Below are 8,288 nucleotides of genomic sequence, written 5' to 3' on the forward strand. Positions count from 1 at the left end.
GTGCTGTTCTTCGACAGCAACGGAACGCTCATCATCGAGCACACCTGGCCCGCACCCGGAATCAGATACGTCGGCAATGGGAAACCCCGAGGGCGACGACCCCAAACACTCTAAACGTCACCGATGTCCTGACACACCAAACCGTCACCGATGTCCTGACACAAAACCGTCACCGATGTCCTGAGACATCACAGTTCACCGGCCAGTTCACCGGCCAGGGAAGTGTTCAGTTCGCTGAAAAGCAATCCCGACCTGTACTCTCGATTACATTTCCTATAGGTTGTGAGGAGGGTGTCAATGGTGACCCCGGGAGAAAGGCAAACATGAAGTTTTCTTCACACTTGCGTCGCCGTTCAAGGGGCTTGATGCTCCTGACGGCCACGGTAGCCGCCCTTGGTCTGCTCGTGTCGGGAGCCCCGGCCGCCACTGCCGCCGACTCACAAGCGCAGCAGTGGGTGAAAGACAATCCGTTCGGGATGTTCCTCCACTACGGACCGGGTACCTACACCGGTCGCCAGTGGAGTAACGACCCCCGCACAGACACCGGCAGGTCGGACTTCAACCCGACGCAAACCGTTAACACCGATCAGTGGGCAGCCACGATGAAGTCAGCGGGCATGACCTTCGGTGTGCTGACAGCCAAACACCACGACGGATTCGCCCTCTGGCCCACCGCCTACTCCACCTATGACATCGCCGAATCCCCCTACCAGAACGGCAACGGGGACATCGTTCGCGACTACACAAACTCGATGCGAGCCGCAGGCCTCAAGGTGGGAATCTACTTCTCCATCTGGGACCAGTACAACGGCGACACAACGGCACTGGTCAAGAACCAGCTGCGCGAGCTGCTACAAAACTACGGAACCATCGACTACCTCTGGTTCGACGGCTGGGGCTGGCACGTTCCTTACTCCACGATCAACTACGACGAGGTACGAAGCTACATCCGCAGCATTTCGCCCACGACGGTGGTTGCGAATAATGACCATCAGCAAAACACCGCTACAACCGATGTGATGGTGTGGGAGACACCCTTCGAAGGCCTTCCCCAGCAGGATGCACGAGTGAAAGACACCTCTGACACTCTCGACACGAACAGCTCATGGTTCGCGGCCCCATACACTGGGGCACCCAAGCCAGCCCAGACCGTCGCCGACACGGTTACCAGTGTGAACCAGAGGAATAGTCTCTACCTGCTGAATGTTGGGCCCGGGAAGGATGGCACCATTTCGGCGCCATACGCGTCACGCCTGACCGAAATTGGGTCGATTCTGCGTCAGCCGAAAGTTGGACTGACGGCAACAGCAACACAGTCGTCGACGGCGTTCGGAGGAGCGGCCAGTCGAGCAAACGATGGCAACACCGACGGAAACTTCTCGGCATCCTCGGTCTCGCACACAGGCAGTGACCAGTACGCCTGGTGGGACGCAAACCTCGGCAGCACCGCGAGAGTCTCCAGCGTCGAGGTACACAACCGAGACTCTTATGGCGACCGACTGTCGGACTATTGGGTGATGGTCTCTGACCGGCCCTTCACCACAGGATTGTCACCTACAGCACAGGCGGCCCAGCCTTGGGTCTGGTCAAGTCACCAAACCACACAGGCGGGTACTCCGACTACGGTCAAAATTCTGGAAGGGAAGATGGGTCAGTATGTCAGAATTCAGCTCGCCGGAACCGGCTATCTGGCCCTCGCCGAAGTGAAAACACTCGGCACCAGGAATCTCATCGCGGGCTCAACGGCATCACAGTCGTCGACAGCTTTTGGCGGCGCGGCCGCCCGAGCAATTGACGGCATCCTCACCGGCGACTTCGCGTCGAACTCGGTCACGCATACCGGTGACGAGCAGTACCCCTGGTGGGGTGCCGACTTTGGCAGCGCGGCAAAGGTCTCCACTGTGGAGGTCTACAACCGTACTGAATCAAACGCTGAACGACTCTCGGATTACTGGGTGATGGTCTCCGACAGACCATTCACCGCCGGGTTGTCGCCCGCCGCGCAAGCCGCCCAAAGTTGGGTGTCATCAAGCCATCAGACGACGCAAGCGGGAAGCCCCGCCGCGGTCACGATCCCCGGCGGCAAGGTCGGCCAGTACGTCAGAGTCCAACTCGCCGGAACTGGATCCCTCGCTCTCACCGAAGTGAAAGCGTTTAGCGCCGAGAATCTAGCTTTCGGTAAGACAGCAACGCAATCGTCGACGGAGTACGGAGGCGCGGCTAGCCGAGCAAACGACGGCAACACCAACGGAATCTTCTCGTCGAGGTCGGTCTCTCATACCGGCAACGACCAGTACGCCTGGTGGGATACCAACCTCGGTACGGCGTCGAATGTCTCCAGCGTGCAGATCTACAACCGTAGCGATTTGAACGCCGAGCGACTGTCGGACTATTGGGTAATGGTCTCCGATCGGCCCTTCACCGCAGGGCTGTCACCCACCGCACAAGCGGCCCAAAGTTGGGTATGGTCTAGCCACCAAACCACACAAGCCGGAAGCCCCACCACGATCGCCATCCCCGGCGGGAAGACCGGCCAGTACGTGAGAGTCCAACTGGCTGGAACCGGCTTCCTCGCCCTCGCCGACGTGAGAGTGCTCGGCTAGTAGCAGAAACATACTGAAGGCGGTCGCGCTCATCGCGCGGCCGCCTTCATTCTGTCCTCAGAATAGTCAACGACCGGGCGAAACGACTAGACCAGAGAGTCCCGCCAGGCCGCATGTAATTGCGCAAAGCGCCCCCTGCCCGCAATGAGATCGCGCGGCGTGCCATCTTCGACGATGACTCCATGCTCCATGACCAGCACGCGATCGGCGATCGCCACCGTCGACAGCCGGTGCGCGATGATGATCGCGGTGCGGTCGGCGAGCAGCGTCGTGAGGCCCTCCTGCACGAGTCGCTCTGACGGGATGTCGAGAGATGCGGTCGCCTCATCCAGAATCAACACCACCGGATCGGCGATGAATGCGCGCGCGAACGAGAGCAACTGCCGCTGGCCCGCAGACACCCGACCGCCACGTTTATTCACGTCGGTGTCGTAGCCGCCGGGCAGCGATTCGATGAACTCGTGCGCCCCCACAGCCTTCGCGGCACGCACGATCTCATCACGCGTGGCCTCCGGTTTGCCGAGCGCGATGTTGTCGGCGACGGTGCCCGAGAACAGGTACGCCTCCTGCGTGACCATCACGATGGCGCGGCGCAGGTCTTTCGGGTGCAAGTGGCGCAGGTCGATTCCATCGAGCGAGATGACGCCGTTCGAGGGGTCGTAGAACCTCGAGATGAGCTTCGCCAGTGTCGACTTGCCTGCTCCAGTCGAACCCACCAGTGCGATGGTCTGGCCGGCCGGTAGGTCGAGGTCGAATTGAGGCAGGATGACCCGGTCATCCCGATACGCAAACTCGACCCGCTCAAATCTCACGTGACCCTGTGCCGATCGCAGGTCGATGGGGGTGGTCGGGTCTGCCACGCTCGGTTCCTCCTCAAGCACCCCGGAGATCTTCTCCAGCGCGGCCGCCGCCGACTGGTACGAGTTGTAGAACATCGCCATCTCCTGCGCAGGAGCGAAGAATTGCCTGGCGTAGAGCACGGTCGCGAGCAGTAAGGGCACCGCAAACGTGCCTTCGGCTACACGCAACCCCCCGATCAGCAAAATCATGGCCAGCGTAACGTTGCCGATCAGCACCAGGCCGGGATCGAAGATTCCGAACAACTGGATGACACGGCCATTGGTGACCCGATAGTTCTCCACGAGACCCGCGAACTCGGTCCCGTTTCGCTTCTCCTTGCGGAACGCCTTGACCGCCCTGATGCCTGTCATCGTCTCGACGAACTGCACGATCAACTGGGCAGAGGCCGTTCTGGTGTTGCGGAACGACTTCTGCGAGCGCTTCTGGAACCACCGCGTAAGCAGCGCGAGTGGTCCGATCGCCGCAAACAGCACCAGCCCGCTCACCCAGTCGAGCGAGAACATGGCGATGGCGATGAACAGCATGTACAGCGCACCCTGCACCAGCTCGTTAATACCGGAATCCAGAAGCTCCTTGATCGCGTCGAGGTCACTGGTCTGCCGGGCGATGATGCGCCCGGAGGTGTACTTCTCGTGAAACTCCAGCGACAGCCGCTGGGTGTGCAGGAATACGCGCTTGCGCAGGTCAAGCAGAATTGCCTGGCTAATACGAGCGGTCAGCACGGTGTACCAGGAGATGAGTGACGCCCCGATTACAGCCGTGGCCAGGTACGCACCGACGGCCAGAGCCAAGGGCACCCAATCGTTTTCGACCAGAGCAGGCAGCCCCTGGGCAAGTCCAAAGGCGATCAGTGCCGGGCCCGCAACCTGGGCCGCCGTGCTCACCACAACAACAACCATGGTCAGGATGACCCGGGCCCTCAGTGGTCGCACCAACGAGCCGAGCAGCCGCAGGGAACGCTGCCGAATCTGCCGACTCTCGTCCTTCGTGAAATCGTTGCGCTCTTCGCCTTCGACACCGATGACACTCATGAGCTGACCTCCGATCGACTCTGCTGTTGTTCGTCTTCGAGGCTCGAGATGACAAAGCGGTAGTGCTCACTGGATGCCAGCAGCTCGGAATGGGTTCCGACCGCGGTGATGCGGCCGTCCTGCAGCAGCGCCACCCGGTCAGCGAGCATGACAGTGGATGGCCGGTGGGCGACGATGAGTGCGGTGGTCGAGGCGAGCACCCTCCGCAAGGCCGCCTCCACGAGCGCCTCGGTATTGACGTCGAGTGCAGACAACGGATCGTCGAGCACCAGCACCGACGGCTTTGCCGCGACCGCGCGGGCGAGCGCGAGTCGCTGGCGCTGGCCGCCGGACAGGCTCAGTCCTTCTTCGCCGACCCTGGTGTCAACGCCATCGGGCAGGTCGTGAACGAACGACGCCTGCGCGATGTCGATGGCCTCGGCGAGATCGTCGGCCGTGGCATCCGGTCGCCCCAAAAGCACGTTGTCGCGCACACTAGCCGAGAAGAGTGTCGCGTCTTCGAACGCCATTGCCATTAGGGTGCGCAGTTCGGTGAGCCTGAGGTCGCGCACGTCGACGCCGTCGATCGCGATCGAGCCGTGCGTTACGTCGTACAGTCGCGTGGTGAGCGCCGTGAGCGTGGACTTACCCGAGCCCGTGAGGCCCACGAGCGCCATGGTCTCGCCGGGTTCGATCGTCAGGGTGACGCCGTTGACGATATCAGGCACCCGCTCGGGCGAATCCTGATACCTGAAGTGCACATTGTCGAAGACCAAGCGGCCTTTCGGGTCGGCAACAGTTTTCGGCTCGTCGGGGTCGATGATGCTGTTCTCGGTGTCCATCACCTCGAAGAATCGGTCGGTCGCGGTACGCGCGTCGAAGGTCATCGACAGTAGGAAGCCGATCGACTCGACCGGCCAGCGCAGCACGGTCGCCGTCGCAAAGAACCCGACGAGGTCACCGACGGTAATCTGCCCATTGACGGCCAGCCACACGCCGCCGAGCAGGCCGAGTGCGAAGGTGACATCGGGCACCAGCAGCAGCCACAACCAGATCCCGGCGATGGCCTGCGCTTTCTCGATCTCTGTCCCGCGGAGCATCTCGGCCTGGTGCGAGAAATTCTTCAGAGCGTACTTTCCCCGGCCAAAGGCCTTGAGCACCCGGATACCGTGCACGGATTCCTCGACCGTTGTCGCCAGGTCGCCCGCCTGATCCTGGCTTCGACGCGCCACCACGGAGTATTTGTTCTCGAACAGAAAGCCGTAGATCCACAGCGGAATCGAGCACAGCACGAACAGCACGCCGAGAATCCAGGAGATGTTGAACAGAAACACGAAGCCGACCACGATCATGACCACGTTGACGACGAGCAGCACCAGGCCGAACGAAATCCAGCGCCGGATGAGGTTCAGGTCGCTGACCGCTCGCGACAACAGCTGTCCGCTCGGCCAGCGATCATGGAAGCTGACCGGAAGGTGCTGAAGCTTCGTGTAGAGCGCGTTGCGCATCCGGGCCTCGATATGGGTGCCGGGGGTCAGCACGAAGAATCGACGCAGGAACACCATGACCGCCTCGAGAATTCCGAGAGCCAAAACAAGGGTGAACGCCGGCCAAATCTGCTGGGAATCGCCGGACTGCAACGGGCCGTCAACGAGGCCACGCAACACCTGCGGGATGAGAAGGGCGACAATACCGGCGGCAAGACCGGTGATCATGCCCAGGTAGATGCGGGGCATCGCGGGTTTCGCGTACGAATACAGCCGGCGGATGGCCGCGAACGTGCCCACGGGTGTGGAGCGACCCGGTGGGGTCGTGGAGTCAGGCATAAAGATCCCTTATGGGAGGAGGCGTTACGGTGCCTCGAGACAGCGAATGAGGTGGATGGCGGGCGTCGTATGCAGGCGACGCCCCGGCGAAGGCGGTGTAGCGGGCAGCGCTCCAGCTAGACGGCGCTGGAGCTCAGGGGCGCCGTGTGCACGCGCGGCGTGACGGCGTCGGCCCCAAGAACGGCACCCACGGTCGCAATCGAGCGGATCCTGGCGGTGACTGTGTTCTTCATGGTGCCCTCCCGGCTTATGTATGGTGTGCTCCGAGTCTCGCAGGGCGGGCCCGGGCAGCCCTACAGAATATGCCCGATCGCAGGTGAAGCGCAATAGTCGATCACGGCTCATAATCGGTAACCAGGACGGGCACCTAGCCCAGGCGCACCGACAGACAGGTGACGCAGCCCTCAAGCTTCTCGAACTCGCTCACGTCGACGGTGACCACGGTGTACCCGAGATCCTCGACCAGCGCGATGGACAGTGGCACGGACGCCGCCATCAGCACGGTGTCGGCAGACAGCACCACCACGGCTGCCCCTGGCTCCGGCATCGCGAGGAAGCGGCCGAAGGCCTGCGGATTATCCACATGGTCGAGATATCCGATGACTGTGCCATCAGGCAGGGCGGTCACCGCACTTTTGAGGTGCAGCACCTTCGTGACGGGGACGGCGACCACGGTGTATCCCAGCTTCGTCGCGAAGGCCCTGAACTGGCGGATGCCCTCCGCGTTCGTGCGCCCTCCGCGACCGACGTAGATCGTGGCATCCACCACCAGCACATCGCCGCCATCGAGCGTGCCGGGCTCGAGGATCTCGCGCAACCTCAGACCGGCCTTCCTGGCTGCCGGGCGCACCGCGTCGGTCTCCCCGCGGCGACTTTCGGCTCCGGGGCGGGTGATGATGGCGGTGCCCCCGAGCACGACCACCGCATCCTCGATGAACACCGCGTCGGGGTGTTCGTCGGCGGCGGGCAACTCGACGGTCTCGAACCCCGCGGTGACCAGGGCTTCGACGTAGTTGTCCCACTGCTCGTCGGCCAGCAACTCATCGAGCTCGGCCCGCTCGATGTGGGTGACCTGGCCCTCTGACAGGGTCGACGATGGTTGCCGGATGAACGCGACGCGGTGTCCCCGGCGCGACACGATCGCTGTGAAGGCCCACCGCCCGGCGGTCGCGGCCACGGCCCCCGCGACGGCAAAGTACAGCAGATTCGTGCCCAGCAGGCTCGCCACGACGAAGCCCATCCCCTCAGCGGTCAGAGGCGTTGCCGCCGCCACCGCGTAGAGCGTACCCAGAAATGTCGAGACGACACCGGCGATCAGTCCGGCGCCGAACGCAACAGGCCAGAGCCGGTTCGCCCCGAGGAACGCCGCGACCGAATAGAGCACGAACAGCACGAGACTCGTCGCAAGGAAGTAGTCACTGATCGGGATGATGTTCGCGGCGGTCGCACCGTTCGAGACGAAGAACACCAGGACGGTCACGAGATGAGTCACCGTGGCGACGACGAAACCCGAGATCACCGCCGCCGCGAGTCGACGACCGAGGGGCAGGGGGCGAGAGTTGATCGCGGAGTGCATCCCCATAACCTACCGACTCGCGGCTCTGCGCGGCCTGTACGCGGCGGGCCCAGCACCGCGGCGCTCGCGGCGGGCCCAGCACCGCGGCGGGAGAAACACTCGCGCGGCGGGAGTCCCTACTCCCGCCGCGCGAGATTTGCTCCCGCCGCGGGGGCGTTTTCCCCCGCCGCGAGCCCACGGGCGCCTGCGGACCTCAGTGGAAGAAGTGGCGCTCGCCCGTGAAGTACATGGTGACGCCGGCCGCATTGGCTGCGGCGATCACCTCGTCGTCGCGGATGGAGCCGCCCGGCTGCACCACCGCCGTGACGCCAGCGGCAAGCAGAATCTCGAGCCCGTCAGCGAAGGGGAAGAATGCGTCACTGGCGGCTACCGAACCTGCCGCGCGGTCGCCAGCCCGAGTCACGGCGAGCTG

The 8,288-nt window shown here is 63.0% G+C and carries 4 protein-coding genes and 1 pseudogene; 1 reads left to right on the forward strand and 4 read right to left on the reverse strand.

What is annotated here, in order from left to right:
- Nucleotides 1–365 precede the first annotated feature (365 nt).
- Complete coding sequence (locus RMN95_RS00495) at nt 366–2,603, forward strand: alpha-L-fucosidase (RefSeq protein ID WP_309615019.1); 2,238 nt, start codon at nt 366–368, stop codon at nt 2,601–2,603.
- Between the two features lie 86 nt (nt 2,604–2,689).
- Here the strand turns inward: RMN95_RS00495 and RMN95_RS00500 are convergent, their stop codons facing one another.
- The 4 genes and pseudogenes from RMN95_RS00500 to purH form a co-directional block, all read right to left on the reverse strand.
- Nucleotides 2,690–4,495 carry an ABC transporter ATP-binding protein gene (locus tag RMN95_RS00500; RefSeq protein WP_309615020.1) on the reverse strand — a complete coding sequence of 602 codons (1,806 nt, stop codon included), beginning with the start codon at nt 4,493–4,495 and terminating at the stop codon, nt 2,690–2,692.
- Nucleotides 4,492–6,300 (reverse strand): ABC transporter ATP-binding protein, encoded by a 1,809-nt coding sequence (locus RMN95_RS00505; RefSeq protein WP_309615021.1) that lies wholly within the window; start codon nt 6,298–6,300, stop codon nt 4,492–4,494. Before RMN95_RS00505 ends, RMN95_RS00500 begins: the two co-directional genes overlap by 4 nt.
- A gap of 367 nt (nt 6,301–6,667) precedes the next feature.
- Nucleotides 6,668–7,876, reverse strand: coding sequence for a dimethylargininase (gene ddaH, locus RMN95_RS00510; protein WP_309615022.1), 1,209 nt, complete (start codon nt 7,874–7,876; stop codon nt 6,668–6,670).
- Between the two features lie 193 nt (nt 7,877–8,069).
- A pseudogene (gene purH, locus RMN95_RS00515) lies at nt 8,070–8,288 on the reverse strand (bifunctional phosphoribosylaminoimidazolecarboxamide formyltransferase/IMP cyclohydrolase); the annotation flags it as partial.

The sequence above is a fragment of the Salinibacterium sp. genome, from assembly GCF_031364185.1.
Taxonomy (GTDB): domain Bacteria; phylum Actinomycetota; class Actinomycetes; order Actinomycetales; family Microbacteriaceae; genus Rhodoglobus.

Excerpts from the sequence above, each read along its gene's own strand:
- RMN95_RS00495 (WP_309615019.1), top strand. The coding sequence starts at position 366 with ATGCTCCTGACGGCCACGGTAGCCGCCCTTGGTCTGCTCGTGTCGGGA.
- RMN95_RS00500 (WP_309615020.1), bottom strand. The coding sequence starts at position 4,495 with ATGAGTGTCATCGGTGTCGAAGGCGAAGAGCGCAACGATTTCACGAAG.
- RMN95_RS00505 (WP_309615021.1), bottom strand. The coding sequence starts at position 6,300 with ATGCCTGACTCCACGACCCCACCGGGTCGCTCCACACCCGTGGGCACG.
- ddaH (WP_309615022.1), bottom strand. The coding sequence starts at position 7,876 with ATGCACTCCGCGATCAACTCTCGCCCCCTGCCCCTCGGTCGTCGACTC.